14 protein-coding genes and 1 riboswitch are annotated in these 17,030 nt (G+C 69.7%); of the genes, 6 read left to right on the forward strand and 8 right to left on the reverse strand.

Annotated elements, in window-relative coordinates; translation table 11 throughout:
* Window positions 1–287: 287 nt before the first annotated feature.
* Window positions 288–860: a DUF6512 family protein gene (locus AYO52_RS04275; protein ID WP_216635309.1), complete on the forward strand. Its 573-nt coding sequence runs from the start codon at window positions 288–290 to the stop codon at window positions 858–860.
* An 85-nt stretch (window positions 861–945) separates the two neighbouring features.
* Here the strand turns inward: AYO52_RS04275 and AYO52_RS04280 are convergent, their stop codons facing one another.
* Window positions 946–2,103, reverse strand: a complete 1,158-nt coding sequence (locus AYO52_RS04280; RefSeq protein WP_067713690.1) for an acyl-CoA dehydrogenase family protein — start codon at window positions 2,101–2,103, stop codon at window positions 946–948.
* A 148-nt stretch (window positions 2,104–2,251) separates the two neighbouring features.
* Window positions 2,252–2,776, reverse strand: a complete 525-nt coding sequence (locus AYO52_RS04285; protein ID WP_067713870.1) for a DUF3253 domain-containing protein — start codon at window positions 2,774–2,776, stop codon at window positions 2,252–2,254.
* A gap of 135 nt (window positions 2,777–2,911) precedes the next feature.
* Here AYO52_RS04285 and AYO52_RS04290 point away from each other — a divergent pair, with 135 nt between their 5' ends.
* Window positions 2,912–4,480 (forward strand): FAD-binding protein, encoded by a 1,569-nt coding sequence (locus AYO52_RS04290; RefSeq protein ID WP_067713693.1) that lies wholly within the window; start codon window positions 2,912–2,914, stop codon window positions 4,478–4,480.
* A 34-nt stretch (window positions 4,481–4,514) separates the two neighbouring features.
* Here AYO52_RS04290 and AYO52_RS04295 read toward each other — a convergent pair whose 3' ends face one another.
* The 5 genes from AYO52_RS04295 to AYO52_RS04315 all read right to left on the reverse strand — a co-directional run bounded on the left by AYO52_RS04295 (window position 4,515) and on the right by AYO52_RS04315 (window position 11,428).
* A complete protein-coding gene (locus AYO52_RS04295) occupies window positions 4,515–6,974 on the reverse strand; it encodes an AAA family ATPase (protein ID WP_067713696.1) in 2,460 nt (819 codons plus the stop codon).
* Window positions 6,975–7,069: 95 nt separating this feature from the next.
* Window positions 7,070–8,692 (reverse strand): cytochrome bc complex cytochrome b subunit, encoded by a 1,623-nt coding sequence (locus tag AYO52_RS04300; RefSeq protein WP_067713699.1) that lies wholly within the window; start codon window positions 8,690–8,692, stop codon window positions 7,070–7,072.
* The gene (locus tag AYO52_RS04305) at window positions 8,689–9,879 is read right to left on the reverse strand and encodes a ubiquinol-cytochrome c reductase iron-sulfur subunit (protein ID WP_067713701.1); all 1,191 of its coding nucleotides are present in this window, start codon (window positions 9,877–9,879) and stop codon (window positions 8,689–8,691) included. Before AYO52_RS04305 ends, AYO52_RS04300 begins: the two co-directional genes overlap by 4 nt.
* Complete coding sequence (locus AYO52_RS04310) at window positions 9,876–10,760, reverse strand: c-type cytochrome (RefSeq protein ID WP_082923770.1); 885 nt, start codon at window positions 10,758–10,760, stop codon at window positions 9,876–9,878. Before AYO52_RS04310 ends, AYO52_RS04305 begins: the two co-directional genes overlap by 4 nt.
* A 56-nt stretch (window positions 10,761–10,816) precedes the next feature.
* Window positions 10,817–11,428 (reverse strand): heme-copper oxidase subunit III, encoded by a 612-nt coding sequence (locus tag AYO52_RS04315; RefSeq protein WP_067713706.1) that lies wholly within the window; start codon window positions 11,426–11,428, stop codon window positions 10,817–10,819.
* Between the two features lie 291 nt (window positions 11,429–11,719).
* Between AYO52_RS04315 and trpD the strand changes: the two genes are divergently transcribed.
* Complete coding sequence (gene trpD / locus AYO52_RS04320) at window positions 11,720–12,778, forward strand: anthranilate phosphoribosyltransferase (RefSeq protein ID WP_067713708.1); 1,059 nt, start codon at window positions 11,720–11,722, stop codon at window positions 12,776–12,778.
* Here trpD and AYO52_RS04325 read toward each other — a convergent pair.
* Window positions 12,765–14,396: a DEDD exonuclease domain-containing protein gene (locus AYO52_RS04325; protein ID WP_067713711.1), complete on the reverse strand. Its 1,632-nt coding sequence runs from the start codon at window positions 14,394–14,396 to the stop codon at window positions 12,765–12,767. The genes trpD and AYO52_RS04325 overlap by 14 nt on opposite strands.
* 163 nt (window positions 14,397–14,559) lie before the next feature.
* Here AYO52_RS04325 and AYO52_RS04330 point away from each other — a divergent pair, with 163 nt between their 5' ends.
* The 3 genes from AYO52_RS04330 (at window position 14,560) to AYO52_RS04340 (ending at window position 16,978) form a co-directional block, all read left to right on the forward strand.
* Window positions 14,560–14,769 carry a hypothetical protein gene (locus AYO52_RS04330; RefSeq protein ID WP_253701885.1) on the forward strand — a complete coding sequence of 70 codons (210 nt, stop codon included), beginning with the start codon at window positions 14,560–14,562 and terminating at the stop codon, window positions 14,767–14,769.
* 79 nt (window positions 14,770–14,848) lie between these two features.
* A riboswitch (cyclic di-AMP (ydaO/yuaA leader) is annotated at window positions 14,849–14,997 on the forward strand.
* A gap of 12 nt (window positions 14,998–15,009) precedes the next feature.
* Window positions 15,010–15,621: a C40 family peptidase gene (locus AYO52_RS04335; RefSeq protein WP_067713716.1), complete on the forward strand. Its 612-nt coding sequence runs from the start codon at window positions 15,010–15,012 to the stop codon at window positions 15,619–15,621.
* Between the two features lie 433 nt (window positions 15,622–16,054).
* Window positions 16,055–16,978 carry an NlpC/P60 family protein gene (locus AYO52_RS04340; protein ID WP_082923772.1) on the forward strand — a complete coding sequence of 308 codons (924 nt, stop codon included), beginning with the start codon at window positions 16,055–16,057 and terminating at the stop codon, window positions 16,976–16,978.
* Window positions 16,979–17,030: the final 52 nt, after the last annotated feature.

The following is a 17,030-nucleotide window of genomic DNA, read 5'->3' on the forward strand; positions in this document are numbered from 1 at the left end:
CCCACAGGTCGTGGCAGGCGCGCAGTCGGGCGGCGGCCGCGCGGTTCTCGGCGTTCAACGCCGCCAGGGCTGCGGAGCTGGCGGCGGTGACGGCGGGACTGCCGGCCACCGCTCCGGCATCATCCCCGGTGGTCGTCTCCCGCATGTGCACCCCCTTTCCGGCGGTTGACCGCACGACCCTGATTCGCCTGTGTGTTCGATTGGGGAAACACTAGCAAGCAGGTCCGACACACGGCTCTGACCTGGGAAGACCGGCGGACTGCGCCGGTCGGTGGGAGGATGAGACCGTGTTGGACACGGGTGCCGTCGTCTCGGTGAGTTGGTGGGCGATCATCCCGCTCATCGTCGTCGGCTCGGTGCTCCACTTCGCCTACGACTGGAGCGGGCACAACCGGGTCGTGGCCGTGTTCGCCGCGGTCAACGAGAGTTACTGGGAGCACATCAAGATCGCCGCCTGGCCGACCATGGTGCTGTACGCGGCCCTCTTCGTGCTCGGCGGCGCCTCGCAGCCGTCCTTCGTGCCCGCGGCCACTGTCGCCCTCTATTCGATCCCGGTGACGATGATCGGGGTGGTCTTCGTCTACAAGGCCGTCGCAGGTCGCAATGTGCTGTGGGTGGACATCGCCGTGTTCGGCCTGTGTATCGCGCTCGCCCAGGCGATCTTCGTGAGTCTGCTCAACGGACTGGAGGCGGACGTCCTCGTCGTCGTCCTCTCGGTCTTCTACCTGGCGGGCATCGTCGCCGCCTACGTGGCGTTCACCCTGAGGCCCCCCGCCGAGCCCGACGTCTTCATCGACCCCATCACATACAGATACGGGGTCGAGGGGCACGCCGACTACGAGGCCGCACCCGAGGGCTGACGGGCGTGGCGCAACCCGTCGGACGCCTCGGGCCCCGTCCGCGGGGAGCGGACGGGGCCCGACGGAGCCAGGGGGGTCGTGGGACCTACAGGCCCATGTCCTTGGCGATGATGGACTTCATGACCTCGTTGGTGCCACCGTAGATGCGGTTGACGCGGTTGTCCGAGTACAGGCGGGCGATCGGATACTCGTTCATGAAGCCGTAGCCGCCGTGCAGCTGGAGGCAACGGTCGATGACCTCGGCGGCGACCTCGGTGCAGAACAGCTTGGCCGAGGCCGCCTCGGCGGCGGTGAGCTCGCCCTCGTCCAGCGCCTCGAGGGCGCGGTCCGCGACGGCCTGCGCGGCGTCGACCTTGGCCTGGCACGCGGCCAGCTCGAACTTGGTGTTCTGGAACGAGGCCACCTCCTTGCCGAAGACCGTGCGCTGCTGCGTGTACTCCTTGGCGAACCGCACGGCGGCCGCGGCCTGGGCATACGCACCGTAGGCGATGCCCCAGCGCTCGGACGGCAGGTTCTGCCCGAGGTAGTAGAAGCCGCGGTTCTCTTCGCCGAGCAGGTCCTCGACCGGGACCTTGACGTCGGTGAAGGACAGCTCGGCCGTGTCGGAGGTCTTGAGTCCGACCTTGTCGAGCTTGCGGCCCACCGCGTAGCCCTCGAGCTTGGTGTCGACGGCGAGCAGCGAGATGCCGAAGCGGCGGTCGTCCTCACGCGGGGGAGCGGTACGGCAGGCCACGATCACGCGGTCGGCGTGGACGCCGCCGGTGATGAACGTCTTGGCACCGTTGAGGACGTAGTGGGTGCCGTCAGCCGAGAGTTTGGCGGTGCTCTTCATGCCGGCCAGGTCGGACCCGGTGCCGGGCTCGGTCATCGCCAGCGCCCACATCTCCTCGCCGGAGACGAACTTGGGCAGGTAGCGCTGCTTCTGCTCCTCGGTCGCCAGGGCCTTGATGTAGGGGAGCCCGAGCAGTACGTGGACACCCGAGCCGCCGAAGTTCACGCCGGCGCGGGCGGTCTCCTCGGACTGGATGGCCTCGAACTTGTGGGAATTGATCCCCGCGCCGCCGTACTCCTCGTCGACGTTGATGCCGAACAAGCCGAGGTCGGCGAGCTTGTAGTAGAACTCCCGCGGGACGATGCCGGCCTCGAACCACTCCTGGAAGTGGGGGGTCACCTCGGACTCGATGAAGTCACGGAGGGTCTGGCGGAAGGCCTCGTGGTCTTCGTTGAACACAGTGCGGCGCAAGTGCGTGCCTTTCCGTTGGACGGTCTGCTCCGGTGGCAGGCCACCGTGGAGGGGAGCGGAGCGTCAGGTTGGTGTACTCCTACTGGTGAGTAGCCTACAAGAATTCGAACTCTCTCACCCGCCCGCCGACCCGTCCGAGGCCGTGACGTCACCCCGTCGGCGGAGTGAACTCCAGGCCGTCGTCGGCGATCAGCCTGATCGGCCCGGTCACCTCACGTCCGGTGACCCGTTCGCCACGCTGGGTCACCGCCACCACGCCCTCGTCGCGCAGTTCGAACGCGACCTCCCGGGCGACGGGCATGAGGTCGCGCCAATGGTCCCCACCCGCCACCCGGGCCGCGTCCGACGGGCAGATCGACCCCTGGCCGCGCGAGCGCAGGAGCGTCCTGATCGTCGCGGCCAGGCGGCCGCGTGTCCCCTCCCGGGTGGGTTCCCACCACGGGTCGCCGCGCTCTCCGAGCGCGACCTTGGCGTCGTGCACCATCACCCGGGCGGCATCGCCTTCGGTCTTGACCAGCCGGCGACCGGTCATCAGTGCCCGGACGAGCTCCGAGCGGAGCTTCTCGGGGATGGACGGATCCGTCGCGCGCCACCGCCGGCCCCCGACCACGATGTGGCGACCGTCCTCGGTGTGCTCCACGCCGGCGCCGGTGCTGTCGTCTCGATCGGTCACACCCAGATCCTGCCCCGCCTCCCCCTCGTTCCCCACCGATCGCCGATCGAGGGTGTCGCACACCGGGCCGGTGTTAGGGTCACGACAGGAACTGGAACGTGTTCCACCAGAGCTGGATGACGATGAGGGGCTGCCGTGACGGCGCAGGACAACACATTCGACGCGGAATTCGACGTGGTGGTCGTGGGGTCGGGGGTGGCAGCCCTCTTCGGTGCCGCGGCCGCCGCCGCCCGGGGTCTGTCGACCTGCCTGATCGAGAAGACCGACCGCTTCGGGGGGACCTCCGCGTACTCCGGCGGCGCCGTGTGGCTCCCTGGCAACTCCGTCCTCGCCCGGGACGGGGTCGAGGACTCCGTCGAGCGGGGGCGCACCTACTTCCGCGCCGTGGTGGGGGACCGCACCGCCGCCGACGTCCAGGACGCGTTCCTCAACACCGGGCCGCAGGTCGTCGAGTTCCTGCAGGACGAGCTGGGCATCCCGACCCGCTTCCAGGCCTTCCCCGACTACTTCGACGCCCCGGGGCGCCAGGAACTCGGCCGGAGCATCTACCCCAAGCCCATCAAGGGCGAGGAGGTCGGCGACCGGGCGACCGACATCCGTCCGCCGGTTCCGGCTGACCAGTTCGGCGCGGACGAGGACACAACGAAGCTCGAGGGCGGCAGGGCCTGGGTGGCGCGACTCGTGCTCGCACTCGACGCGATGGACACCGCGGAGACCCGACTGAACACCGCCGCCGAGGAACTGGTCCGTGACGACGACGGACGTGTCGTCGGGGTGGTCGTGAACGGTCTCTCCGGCCGGCAGGTGCTGGGCGCACGCCGTGGGGTACTGGTCGCCGCCGGCGGTTTCGAACGGTCGGCGGACCTCCGCCGCCGCTGGCAGGACATGCCCACCGCCGACTGGTCCTCGTCCCACCCCGCCACGGGCTCGGGCGACGCCGTCCGCATGTTCGAGCAGGTCGGCGCGGAGCTGGACCTGCTCGATCAGTCCTGGTGGTGCCCCGCCACGCTGTTCCCCAACGGGCACGCCGCGTTCACCCTGGGCTTCCGCTCCGGGATCATCGTCGACGGCACCGGCCGGCGCTTCGCCAACGAACTGCTGCCGTACGACCAGATGGGGCGCTGGATGCACGCCCGCATGTCCGACGGGGCCGGTGACGACTTCTGGCTGGTGTTCGACGACGCGGAGGCCGGCGGCTACCCGGCCATCTGTATCCCCGCACCCGAGCCCGACGCGTTGCGCGGTGCCGGCCTGTGGCACACCGCGGGATCCGTGGAGGAACTGGCCGAGGCCACCGGGCTCGATCCCGCCGCGTTGCGCGAGAGCGTGGACCGGTTCAACGGCTTCGCAGAACAGGGCCGCGACGCCGACTTCGCCCGCGGAGAGGACCCGTACGGGCGGTTCTTCCTCGGTGCCTCCACGGCCGATCAGTGCCTGCGACCGGTCGGCGGCGAGCGATTCCACGCCGTCCGACTCGTCCTCGGCGACCTCGGCACCAAGGGCGGTGCGGTGATCGACGCGAACGGCGCCGCGCTCGACGCGGACGGACGTCCCATCCCGGGTCTCTACGCCGCAGGCAACTCGTCCGCGTCGGTCTCCGGTGAGGCCTACCCGGGGCCGGGTGTGCCCCTGGGGTCCGGGATGACCATGGCGTACCGGGCGGTGGCCGACATGGCCGGACAGGCCCTGCCGATCGCTCCCTGAGCACGGCGACGGCGACGGCGACGAACCACCCCGGTCAGCGGCCGGCCCATGCGAGGAAGTCCGCGGCCGCGATGACCGGCGTGCTCCACTTGTGGGCCGCCCTCGCCTTGGTCGACTGGCTGCCCGGCTCCGCGACCACCAGGGCGTCGCAGCGACTCTTGGTGACCGCACCGACGGGCACCAGGCCACGGCCGAGGGCGAGGGCCTCCATCTCGTCCCGGGACACGAGGACGCCGCTGCGGTCCAGGGCGCTGCCGGAGAAACACACCCGCGTCCCGGGCCGCAGGACGTCCGCCGCGCCAGCCTCCGGCGGAGCCTCCAGCCCCGGCGTCAGGTCCGAGCCCACGATCTCGGAGGCCAGCCGGAGCCGCTCCAGCACGTCGGCGGTCATCGGCACCCGCTGCGCGGCGCGTCGGATCTGCCCGGCGACGAGTCCGCGCGCGCCTGCCCGGAGATCGCGGTCGCCCGGGGTGACGATCTCGTCGTCGTCGTCGTCGTCGACCTCGGCCCCCGGGCGCCCACCGCGGCGGGGGCGCCCCAACAGAGCGGCCCCGACCTCGGCGCTGATACCGAGCATCGCCGACAGTTGGGGGAGTACCTCGGAGGTCGGTGGGCGGACGTCGGCGTCGCGGCTGAGCAGGTAGCCGACCGCGGCCTCGTCGACGAGGTCGGCGTCGAACGTGCCGGCCGCCGCGTCATCGAGGTGCAGCCGCCCGTGGGCCTCGAGCGCCACCCGCGCACGCGCGAGGGCCGATCCGGAGCGGCCACGTGCCCGCTCACCCGGGGTGAGGGCGTCGGTGGGGATGTCGACCCCGACCGGCAACGGCACCGTGCCTCCCAGGCGCGCGAACTCGGCGTCCAGTCGACCGAGAGTGACGTCGAGGTCCACGCCGACCGGGGTGTGCCCGTCCACCAGTGGGGCGACCATCGACCACGCCTCGAGGAGCGTGGGGGCGAGAAGGACATCGGAGACGGTGATGCCGTAGTCCGTCCGCGCCCGGGCCAGGTCGCGCTGGGGATTGACCAGCGTCGTCACCGCGGTGCCGTCGGGGAAGGCGATGGCGAGCTCCACCGGCCGGGGCCGGGACCGGGGCCCGTCCTCGCCGACGGACACCACCGCGACAGCACAGCAGCGGCGGGCCGAGGGCCCACCGTCCGGCGCCCGCAGGAACCGGATGATCCGCCGGTCGGTCTTGAGGTCCCCGGGCAGCACCGGCCGGGTGAGGACGAGGCCTCCCAGCGACCGACAGCGGCTCAACGCCACGTAGAGCTGCCCCGCCACGAACGTGCCGCCGCCGAGGTCCACGACGACCCTGTCCAGGGTCTGTCCCTGGCTCTTGTGGATGGTCACCGCCCAGGCGAGGGTGAACGGGAACTGGGTGAAGGACCCGACCACCTCGTGTCGCATACCGCCGCTGTCCGTCACCGGTCGGGTGACGTCCCAGGTGTGGAGCGCGACCTCGGCGACCTCGCCGCCGGTGAACGCGACGACGACGACGGGCCCTCGCTCTCCGCGGTCGCCCCGTCGCCCGAGGGTCACATCGAGCACCCGTCCGATGGATCCGTTCACCCAACGGTCCGCCGGGTCATTGGTGAGCATCATGACCTGCGCGCCGACCTTGAACCCCAGCACCTCCCGGGTGGGGAGCTCGAACCCGGTGAGATCGCCGGTGAGCGTCGCCTCCATCGCCAGTTCCGACCCGGACAGCCGATCGAGGCGGCGTTGGTTGTGGCTCGCGGCCCTGCGATTGGTGGTGGTGAGCGTCAGCCAGAACTCGTCGTCCGGCGGATCGAAGTCCGGGTCGGTGCGGGAGTTGAGCCGTTCGCGCGCCGGGCCGACGAGAGCGCCCTCGCGGATCGAGTTGAGGATCGCGGTGAGCTCCGGGTCACCGGACTGCCGGAAGACATGGGTGAGGTCAACGGTGGGGAAGTGCTCGGGGTGGTAGCGCTCGGCGGAGAAGAAGTACGGCGTCGGGTAGACGGCCTCGAAGGACGATCTCTCGGACGCGGTCACCACCGGCGGTAGCTGGAAGAGGTCGCCGACGAGGACGAGCCGGACGCCCCCGAACGGCATCGTCGGGTCCGGGCCGAACCTCTCGAGCGCGATGGCGACCATGTCGAAGACGTCGGCCCGCAACATCGACACCTCGTCGATGACGAGCGTGTGGGCGCCGGCGAGGGCCTGGGTGAATCGCCCGGGACGGTAGGCGCTGCTGCGCACGTGGTCGACCGTGTGGTCGGGGTGGAAGCCGAACAGCCGGTGGATGGTGTAGCCGCCCACGGTGAGGGCTGCGATCCCGGTGGGCGCGGCGACGAGGGCGGGGTGGTCGGTCTCGGCGAGGAACCGGCGGATCAGGGTCGACTTTCCGGTTCCGGCCCTACCGGTGAGAAAGAGATCGTGTCCCGAGTGCAGAAGGTCGAGTGCGCGGTCGACCTCGTCGGTGAGCACGAGTCCTCCGCGTCCGGGGCCCACCGGCATCCGATCGTCGCTCATCTGTGCCTCCCCTCGGCCGCGACGGCTGGCTTCCGACGACCGCGGGCCGGACCTCCAGGTGGAGATCCGGCCCGCGGTCGGGTGCTGTCGGGGAATCAGTGCCCGTCGTGGCGACGAGTCCGGTTCTCCTCCTGCAACGTGGTGAGCATCGAGTGCTCGCGGTGGTGCTTGTCGTGGTCGGCGTCCTCGAGCAGACGGGCCTCCTCGACCGGGTCGGCCTTGAGTGCGCCCCGCGGGGGACGGCCGGCCACACCGAGCTGGTTCATCTTGGTGGGGACCTTCGCGCCGGCGTAGGCGAGCGGAACGGCGTGGCCGTGCTCGTCCATCTCGCCGAGCGGCTGGTGCACCTCGATGAACTCGCCCTGCGGCATCCGCATGATGATGCCGGTCTCGATGCCGTGCTCCAACACCTCGCGGTCCGCGCGCTGGAGACCCAGGCACAGGCGGTAGGTGGCGAAGTACACCAGCGGCGGCAGGATGATCAGGCCGATTCGACCCGCCCACGTCGTCGCGTTGAGCGAGATCGAGAAGTGGTACGCGATGAGGTCGTTGGCACCCATGAGCACCAGGATTACGTAGAACGTGATCGCCATCATGCCCGCCGCGGTGCGGACCGGCACGTCGCGCGGACGCTGCAGCAGGTTGTGATGCCCCTTCTCGCCGGTGAGCTTCGACTCGATCCACGGGTACGCGAACATCAGCGCGACCATGGCGCCCAGCATGACGGCCACCCAGGTCGTGGCGGTCACGGTGTACGGGCCGAGGTAGAGCTCCCAGGCCGGCATCACTCGCGCGCCGCCCTCTGTCCACAGCATGTACCAGTCCGGCTGCGAGCCCGCCGAGATGTGCGACGGGTTGTATGGCCCGAGGTTCCATATCGCGTTGATCGTGAACAGGCCCGAGAAGAGCATGAGCATGCCGACGGTGATGGCGCCGAAGGCGATCGACTTCACGGCGAAGACCGGGAGGATCCGGACACCGACGACATTGTTCTCCGTGCGGCCGGGCCCGGGGAACTGCGTGTGCTTCTGGTACCAGACCAGCGCCAGGTGAGCGGCGATCAGCGCGAGGATGATCGCGGGGATGATCAGCACGTGCAGGACGTAGAAGCGCGGGATCATCAGCTCGCCGGGGAAGTCCCCGCCGAAGATCATCCAGTGCATCCAGGTGCCGATGACCGGCAGGCCGACGATGATGCTCGAGGTGATCCGGAGGCCGGTGCCCGAGAGGACGTCGTCCGGCAGGCCGTAGCCGAGGAAGCCCTCGACGATGCCCAGGAGCAGCAGCACACAACCGATGACCCAGTTGGCCTCACGCGGGCGACGGAACGCGCCGGTGAAGAAGATGCGGATCATGTGGACGACCATCGAGGCGACGAACAGCAGCGCCGCCCAGTGGTGGATCTGGCGCACGAAGAGTCCGCCACGGACCTCGAACGAGATGTTCAACGCCGTCTCGTAGGCACGGGAGATCTCGATGCCGTTGAGCGGTGCGTAGGCACCCTGGTAGATCACCTTCGACAGGGACGGGTCGAAGAACAGGGTGAGGTAGACACCCGAGATCAACAGGATGATGAAGCTGTACAGGGCGATCTCGCCCAGCAGGAAGGACCAGTGCGTCGGGAAGACCTTGTTGATCTGCCGGCGCAGGCCCTTGGACATGGTGTACCGCGAGTCCAGGCCATCGCCCAGTGCCGCGAGTCTCGTGTTGTTGCTCATGAACGACGCTCCCAGAAGGCAGGTCCGACCGGCTCGATGAAGTCACCGTTGGCGACGAGGTAACCCTCGCTGTCGACGGCGATGGGCAGCTGCGGCAGTGCACGGGCGGCGGGGCCGAAGATCGGCTTCGCGTACTCGAGCGCGTCGAACTGCGACTGGTGGCACGGGCAGAGGAATCGATGGGTCTGCTGCTCGTACAGCGACGTGGGGCAGCCGAGGTGGGTGCAGATCTTCGAGTAGGCGTACAGGTCGCCGTAGTTGAAGTTCTCCTGGCCCTTGCGCTTGGTCACGCGGGCCGCGTCCTCGGGACGGAAACGGATCAACATGACCGAGTTGCGCGAACCGTGGATCGAGTGCATGTGCTCCTCGAAGTTGCCCAGGGCGCTGGCGGGGAGGGGGAAGACGGACTCGAGGCCACCGGCGGACAGGTCGTCCACACGGATGCGCTCGAGGCGACCCTCGCCGGCCGGCGGGTCCCCGTCGGGGTAGACCTTGCCGGTGTCGCGGCCGAGGTAGACCTTCTCCGGCGGGAGGCCGTCGGGACGGGTGTCGGACGCCAGGGTCCACCCGGTGGTGTGCAGCGTGCCGTCACCGGCGAGGGTCATCTCCCCGCGCTTCCACGGGTTCTTGATCATGCCGCCGAGCGGCAGGATCGCGGAGAGGCCGATGAGCCCCACACCCGCGCCGAGGAAGCCGCCCATGACCTTGCGGCGGCCGAGGGTGGAGGTCTTCCACGAGTCGTTGAGCTCGGCGACGAAGGTGCGCCGGTCGAGATCGTCCGAGGCGCCGTCGTGGCGGGTCTGGACCGAGATCTCCTCGGGGATGAACTTCTTGGTGAACTGCACCGCGCCGAAGCCCAGGAACAGGATCGACAGCCCGATCGTCAGGCCGAGCAGTGGCGTGTAGGTCATGTACAACCAGTAGCCGTCCTCACCCTCGCCGCGGTACTCCCACGGCCAGAAGATGTAGACGACGGCGAAGGCGAGGCCGAACAGTGCCGACAGCGCGAACCAGGTGGTGACGGTCAGCGCCGCGCGCTTCTCGGCGCGGGTGGTGGTGCCCTCCGGGAAACGGGCCTCGCGGAACCGGACGTCGACCTCGTCGAGTTCGGTGCCCATGCGCACGAGCTCGGCATCGCTCATCCGGTCGAGATCCGCAGGGGACGGGTTCTTCGGGGTCTCACTCATGAACGGGATCCGATCCACAGGGTCGCGCCGATGAGGGCGACGATGCCGACAAGCCACATGGCCAGACCTTCGGTCACCGGGCCGAGTCCGCCGAGCGAGTAACCGCCGGGCGAGACCTTGGAATCCGAGTCCTTGACGAACGCGATGATGTCCTTCTTCTCGTCAGGGGTGAGTTGACGGTCCGAGAATTTGGGCATGTTCTGGGGTCCGGTCAGCATGGCCTGGTAGATCTCCTGCTCATTGGCAGGGTCGAGAGTGGGGGCGTATTTGCCCGACGACAGAGCGCCGCCGCGACCGGTGAAGTTGTGGCAGGACGCACAGTTGAGGCGGAAGAGCTCTGAACCGCGTGCGATCTCCTCGGCGCGGGCCTGTCCGGACGCGCCGCGCAGCGAGCCCTGGGCGATCTCACCGTCTGGGTCGGTGACGAGCTCGGGGCCACCGCCGTAGAGGTCGACATACGCTGCGAGCGCGATGATCTGGTGCTCGCTGTAGCGGGGCTTCTTGCGCTCCGCCTGGGCCTCGTTGTCCGCCGCCGGCATCCGACCGGAGTTCACCTGGAAGTACGTCGCTCCCGCGCCCGTGCCGACCAAGGATGGACCGCGGTCCTTGACGCCTTGGAGATTTATCCCGTGGCAGGTGACACAGGAGACCTCGTAGAGCTGCTTTCCGTCGGCGATGAGCGCGGCCTGGTCCTGTTGAGCCGTCGCGACCTGTGGCTCGGGAATGACAGCCGTGGCGACAGCGCCCGCCCCGACGAGGCCGCCCGCGATGACTAGCGCGCCGACTGCCTTCCGGCGACGCTTCGTGGACACTGGGCGCGCTGGAGCCACAACGGGGTCCGGCGACGGCGTATCGGCAGCGGGTGGGAGAGGAGAGTTCATTGTGAGTTCCCTTTGGAGTTGGGACCCGCTGGACACAGCGTCCTGCGGCCAGCTGACTACTGAATGAAGTAGATGGTGACGAAAAGTCCGATCCAGACCACGTCGACAAAGTGCCAGTAATACGACACGACGATGGCGGCTGTGGCCTGCGCCGGCGTGAATCGCGACATCGTGGTCCGCATGACCAGTACGACGAACGCCAGGACGCCCGCCAACACGTGAAGCCCATGGAAACCGGTGGTAATGAAGAATACCGACCCGTAGACGCTCGACGAGATCGTGACGCCCTCGAGGTAGAGCATCACGTACTCGTACGTCTGTCCGATCAGGAACACTGTTCCCATCAAGGCGGAGATCATGTACCACCTGCGGAGTCCGAAGACGTCACCCTGCTCGGCGGCGAAGACGCCCATCTGGCAGGTGAACGACGACGCCACCAGGATGACGGTGATCGTCAGGGCGTACGGCACATTGAGGTGTACGGGATAGGAAGGCCAGTCACCTCCCGAGTTCGCCTTGGAGACGAAGTACATCGCGAACAGGCCCGCGAAGAACATCAGCTCCTGGGACAGCCAGACAATGGTGCCCACACTGACCATGTTCGGCCGATTCAGCGAATGAACACGCTGGGCCATGGCCGATCCTGAGTTATCTACTGCGCTCGTCACGTGGCCAAGTATGACCCCTGAGGAGGGACGAGTCTGCACGGACCCCCGAAATCGGCGTGTCTGTCCAGCGTTTCCGCAGGTCGCTTCGGAAACTCTCAGGGCAAGGGTCGGTATTGGTCCCCCTTGCAGGGGCTATCAGGGCACTCTCAGGCGAGCACCGGCCGCTCGCCGCCGCCGGAGTGCAGGGTGTCAGCGCACGGGCCGGGTCGGAACAGTGGCACGATTGACGACGTGCGGGCGGCGCCCTGTGGGGCGTGTCCGTTTCCATGACACCAGAGGAGGTCGGGACACGTGGGCAGTTCGGCAGCGTTCGACGGGGGCCGGTCGTGGCCCGGGGTTCTCGGTACCCTCACCGCGGGCGGGGACCTCGATCCGGCGGAGGCCGGGTGGGCGATGTCCCGGATCATGGAGGGTGTCGCCACCGACGCTCAGATCGCAGCCTTCGGCGTTGCCCTGAAAATGAAGGGCGTCACGGGTCCGGAGCTCGATGCGCTGGCCTCGACCATGCTCGACTACTCCCGTCGGGTGCCCACTGATCGTCCCTGCGTGGACATCGTCGGTACCGGTGGTGACCGCCAGGGCACGGTGAACATCTCGACGATGTCCTCTCTCGTGGTGAGCGCCTGCGGAGTGCCCGTGGTCAAGCACGGCAACCGGGCGGCATCGTCCAAGAGCGGCGGTGCCGATGTGCTCGAGGCGCTCGGGGTGGCGATCGACCTCGGCCCGGAGGACGTCGGGCGGTGCCTCGACGAGGTGGGCGTGGCCTTTTGCTTCGCGCCCGTGTTCCATCCCGCGCTGCGTTTCGCCGCGACCCCCCGGCGTGAGATCGGGATCCCTACCGTCTTCAACATCCTCGGGCCTCTCACGAATCCCGCGGCACCCGCCGCGAACCTCATCGGCTGCGCCTTCGAGGGGCTGATGACGGTGATGGCGGAGGTGTTCGCGCTGCGCGGCAGGTCGGCGCTCGTGGTGCGTGGGTCGGACGGCCTCGACGAGATCACCATGACCGGTCCCACCCGGGTGCTGCGGGTCTCGGACGGTCATGTGGACGAGGATCAGGTCGAGCCCGCCGACTTCGAGATGAGCACCTGCTCGATCGAGGAGTTGCGGGGCGGGGACGGCGTCCACAACGCCGGGGTCGCCCGCGATCTCCTCGCGGGAGCACGGGGCCCGGTGCGCGATGCGGTATTGCTCAACTCCGCGGCCGCGCTGGTGGCCTTCGACGGTCTCGAGCGTGGTTCCGACCTGGTATCTGCCATGCGGGCCGCGGTGGACCGGGCCGCCGCGGCGATCGACGACGGCGAGGCGGCGCGGCTGCTCGAGAAGTGGGCCGGGTTCAGCGTGCGCTGACGAGTCCGGTCCCGCGGTGCTCGGCGGCGGCGCTCTCGGCCAGGGTCGCCCAGCCGGTCAGCGTGTGCGCCCCGTCAAGGGGGAGCGTCCAGCAACCCTCGACCGAGACGATGCGTGTCCTGGTCGAGTCGATCCACCGGTGGACGTTCCGGATCTGGGCGGCGGTGGCACCGGCGAAGGGGCCCGGGCCGGGCTGCACGGTGGTCGCGGCGGCCCGGAGTCCGTCGATGACCGGCATCGGTGCCGCTCCCGGCGGGACGACCCCGGATCCGGCGAGTCGACCGTGGCGCACCACCGCGACCGCCCACGTCCGGCGCGGCGCCGGCTGTGCGAGAACGATCTCGGGCAGCGATGCCGTTGCGGCGAGTTCCTGCCGTCGGGAGAGGACCCGCACGAGGGCTGCGGTCCTGTCGCGGAGCCTGGCCGCGCGTTCGAACGCGCCCTCGGCCGCGAGTACCTCCACGCGGTCGACCAGATCCCGCAGGGGACCGGAGTCCCGTCCCTCCGCCAGCGCCGCCCAGCGATCGGATCCCGGGGCGGTGCCGAACACGCCGAGGAGGTCCTCCCAGGCGGCCCGGGCGTCCTCGGCGCGCCGGAAGGGCCCGATGGCGGCGGGGTCGTCCGGGGTTCGCACGACCTTCGGGCGGGTGGCGCGGCCGGTGGGGGGCGTGAGCCACCAGCCGCGGCGAGGGCTCCGCGACCGGGTGTTGAACGGGGGTTGAAGCGAGTCGATGAGCTGTTCCTCGACGGTCCACGCCTCGAGGAGGTGGGCGCACGCGACCGAGTCGATCGAGTCGGCCAGCCCGACCATGGTGCGCATCCGTCCGCGCGTGTCACCGCCGGAGTAGTAGGACCGGGCCCGTCTGCGGACCGCGCCGGACGAGCCGACGTACAGGGCGCCACCGGCGTCGTCCCGGAACACGTAGACACCGGGCCCCTCGGTCAATGACCCGGTCATGGCGGCCCGCCGCCTCACCTCCGGGGAGAGGCGACCGTCGTAGGCCCGTAACTCCGACAGGGTCGAGACCCCGCAGTCGCCGACCCGCGAGATCAGTGCGTGGAGCACGTCGACCGTGGCGCGGGCGTCCTGCAGGGCCCGGTGATTGGGCTCCACGGTGGCCCCCAGGTGCGCGGCGAGGACTCCCAACCGGTGGCCTCGTGTCTCCCCGCGGTGCAGCACCCGCCTCGCGAGAGCCAGGGTGCAGACCGACGGGGGATCGGGCCACGGGTGCCCGGTCGACGCGGCGGCGGCCCGCAGGAACCCCAGGTCGAACCGCGCGTTGTGGGCGACGAGGACGGCCCCGCGGGAGAATTCGAGAAACGTCGACATCACCTCGCCGAGACTCGGGGCACCGACGAGGTCGTCCGGAGCTATCCCGGTCAGTCTGCTGATGTGGCCGGGCAGGGCACCGTCGATCGAGACGAACGTCGACAGCTCCGCCTGCACCTCGCCGCCCCGAACGCGTACCGCGCCGATCTCGGTGATCTCGTCGCTTCCGGTCCGGGTGCCCGTCGTCTCCAGGTCGACCACGACGAACGTGACGTCGGACAGCAGAGGCTCGAGATCGTCGAAAGCTGCCTGCACCCCGGTCGAGACGGGGGAGGGGGATCGGGGCATGCCGGAGACGGTAGCCCCGCCCTCCGACACGGCCGGCCCCGCCGTGGTTGTCGGACCTTGTCCCTAGGGTGCCCCGCAGTACGACCACCCCGGGCCCGGATCGCGGCTCGATAACGAACGGGCAACACGCCCAGGACGAAGTGTGAGGTAGATCATGTTCACGATGGACTGCGTGCGATGTCCCGCGGGGCCCGCCGCATGTGACGGGTGCATCATCGCCGTTCTCGACGCCGGAAAACCGCAGGTGGACGAGCTTTCTCCGGAGTCGTGCGGCTACGTTCTGGACCCGGAGGTCCGCGAGGCGATCGACATCCTCCGCGAGGTCGGAATGGTCTCCACGGTCGAGATTCTGGGGGCTGACGTCGCCGCGTGAGCGATGAACTGGACTTCGACGAGACGGTTTCGTAACCTTTTCGAGACCTCGGAAGTCATCGCCAGCCTGCCGGCGGGGAGCCGGGGTCACACCTAAGCGCCGAAGGGCGCACCGGGGAACCAGGATCCACTGGGGTGAATCGCACGAGGGCCTACAGGTCCGAAGCGTAGGACAGACTTCCGTGTCCGAACCCGTCAGCTAACCCGGTCGGTGCCGCAGGAAGAAAGAGGAACAATCTTCGTGGGAGCCCACAGCATCAAGACCAGCTCGACCGGCCGTCGTGTCGCCGCCGCAGGCCTGCTCGCAGCCGGGGCCGCTGTCGCCGGTTCCGGGACCGCCGCCGCCGCACCCATTACCGTCGACGTCCCCGTGGAGCTGCGGCTGCCCGGCGTGCCGAACCAGGTCTCGTTCGACCTGCCGGAGGGCATCGAGCTCCCGGCCGGCCTGGCCCAGGCCCAGGCCCAGGCGGCGCCCGTCGAGTTCGCCGCCCCCGCGCCAGTGGTCTCGACCGGCCAGCGCATCCTCGACGCCGCCACCACCCGGGTCGGCTCGCCCTACGTCTGGGGCGCTACCGGCCCCAACTCGTTCGACTGCTCCGGTCTGACCTCGTGGGCCTACAAGGAGGCGGGGATCTCCATCCCGCGCACCAGCCAGGCCCAGATCGGCGGCGGCACCCAGGTCTCCAAGGCCGACCTGCAGCCCGGCGACATCGTCGCCTTCTACAGTGGCGCCAGCCACGTCGGGATCTACGCCGGCAACGGCCAGGTCGTCCACGCCCCGTACTCGGGCACCTCGGTGAGCTACGCGCCGGTGGACTCCATGCCGTTCTACGGTGCGACCCGCTACTACTGAGTCGGGTCGCTCCCCGAACCTCCGCAGACCCCGTCGGCGTCCGGTCTCGAACCGGTCACCGGCGGGGTCTGTCGTCTGTAACATCCCCTCTCGGGTACCCGATTCCACCGTAGGCGTCGGCTGGGCGCCCGCGCCCTGCGTGACCCGGATCCGAGAGTTCGACGACACCAGATGACCCGCAGCCTCAGGGTGCTCGCGATCGCAGCGACCGTGACCACCTCGTTGACCCTCGGTCCCGCGCCGGCCGGAGCGCAGACCACCACCCCGGACCGGTCGTCGCCAACCGCGACCACGGCGCCTGTCCCGGGTCCGGTTACCCCGCCTGATCAGGTGTCGACTTCTCCCGCTCCGTCGTCGACCGCTTCCGTCTTCCCCCGCTCCGTCGCAGACTGCACCGTCCACCACGCCGTCCGCCACAGCGGTGCCCGGCGAGATGAGCGAGGACCTGGCGGAGCTGGCCCGGTTGTCCGAGGAGGCGGGAGCATTGGGGGAGCAGCTCCACCTCGCGCGCGGGGAACTGGACCGCGCCAACGGGGAGCGCGTCCGCCTCGAACGGGCCGCCGGGGTCGCAGCCGGACGGTCCGCCCTCGCGGACGGCACCGCGCGCCGGGACCAGTCCACCGTCGATCACCTCGCGACCATTCGGTACCGGGGCGGGGACACCGGCGCCACACGGGCGGCAGTGCTCGCCGAGAGCCCCCGGGACCTGGTCCACAGGCTCGACACGCTGCGCCGACTGTCCGGGGCCACCACGAGTGCACTGGACGCCTCCAGAGCTGCGTCCCGGGATGCGGTGCAGCTCAGGGAAGAGGCCGCGCGTTCCGCGGCCGAGGCCCGGGACGCGGCCCGCGTCGCGCAGGAGCGAACCGACGCGCTCGCCCGCCGAACCGAGGAGATGCGGGTACGGATGGATGAGGTCCGTCGCCGGGTCGACGCACTGTCGGACGCACAACGCGATCTCTGGATCGGCGGACCGGTGGTGCCGGAGGGGTACGTTGCCCCGCCGGTGGACGACGTCAATTCCGCGGCGCTCCGAGTCGCACTCTCCCGGCTGGGCGCGCCCTACTCGTGGGGCGCGACGGGCCCGTCCGAGTTCGACTGCTCCGGTCTCATGGTGTGGTCGTACGCGCAGGAGGGCAAGGCGCTGCCCCGGGCGAGCCAGGCGCAGGCGGTCGCGGGCGCCCCGGTGGCGATGAACGACATCCGGCCCGGTGACCTTGTCATCTACTTCCCCGGCGCCACCCACGTCGGGATGTACGCCGGCGACGGTCTGGTCCTGCACGCCCCGACCTACGGTGTGCCGGTCCGCCTCGAGCAGGTCGACGCGATGCCGATTCACGGGATCCGCCGCTACTGACCCCGGCCGACCCGGCCAAGCACGGCCGCCCCGCGCAGACACCGGCCGTCCC

Source organism: Dietzia sp. 111N12-1, assembly GCF_001658045.1.
Classification (GTDB): Bacteria; Actinomycetota; Actinomycetes; order Mycobacteriales; family Mycobacteriaceae; genus Dietzia; species Dietzia kunjamensis.

What these genes read in the sequence shown, in the direction of transcription:
- AYO52_RS04295 (WP_067713696.1), bottom strand. Translation starts at nt 6,974, where the DNA reads ATGAGCGACGATCGGATGCCGGTGGGCCCCGGACGCGGAGGACTCGTG.
- AYO52_RS04300 (WP_067713699.1), bottom strand. Translation starts at nt 8,692, where the DNA reads ATGAGCAACAACACGAGACTCGCGGCACTGGGCGATGGCCTGGACTCG.
- AYO52_RS04305 (WP_067713701.1), bottom strand. Translation starts at nt 9,879, where the DNA reads ATGAGTGAGACCCCGAAGAACCCGTCCCCTGCGGATCTCGACCGGATG.
- AYO52_RS04310 (WP_082923770.1), bottom strand. Translation starts at nt 10,760, where the DNA reads ATGAACTCTCCTCTCCCACCCGCTGCCGATACGCCGTCGCCGGACCCC.
- AYO52_RS04325 (WP_067713711.1), bottom strand. Translation starts at nt 14,396, where the DNA reads ATGCCCCGATCCCCCTCCCCCGTCTCGACCGGGGTGCAGGCAGCTTTC.
- AYO52_RS04330 (WP_253701885.1), top strand. Translation starts at nt 14,560, where the DNA reads ATGGACTGCGTGCGATGTCCCGCGGGGCCCGCCGCATGTGACGGGTGC.
- AYO52_RS04340 (WP_082923772.1), top strand. Translation starts at nt 16,055, where the DNA reads ATGAGCGAGGACCTGGCGGAGCTGGCCCGGTTGTCCGAGGAGGCGGGA.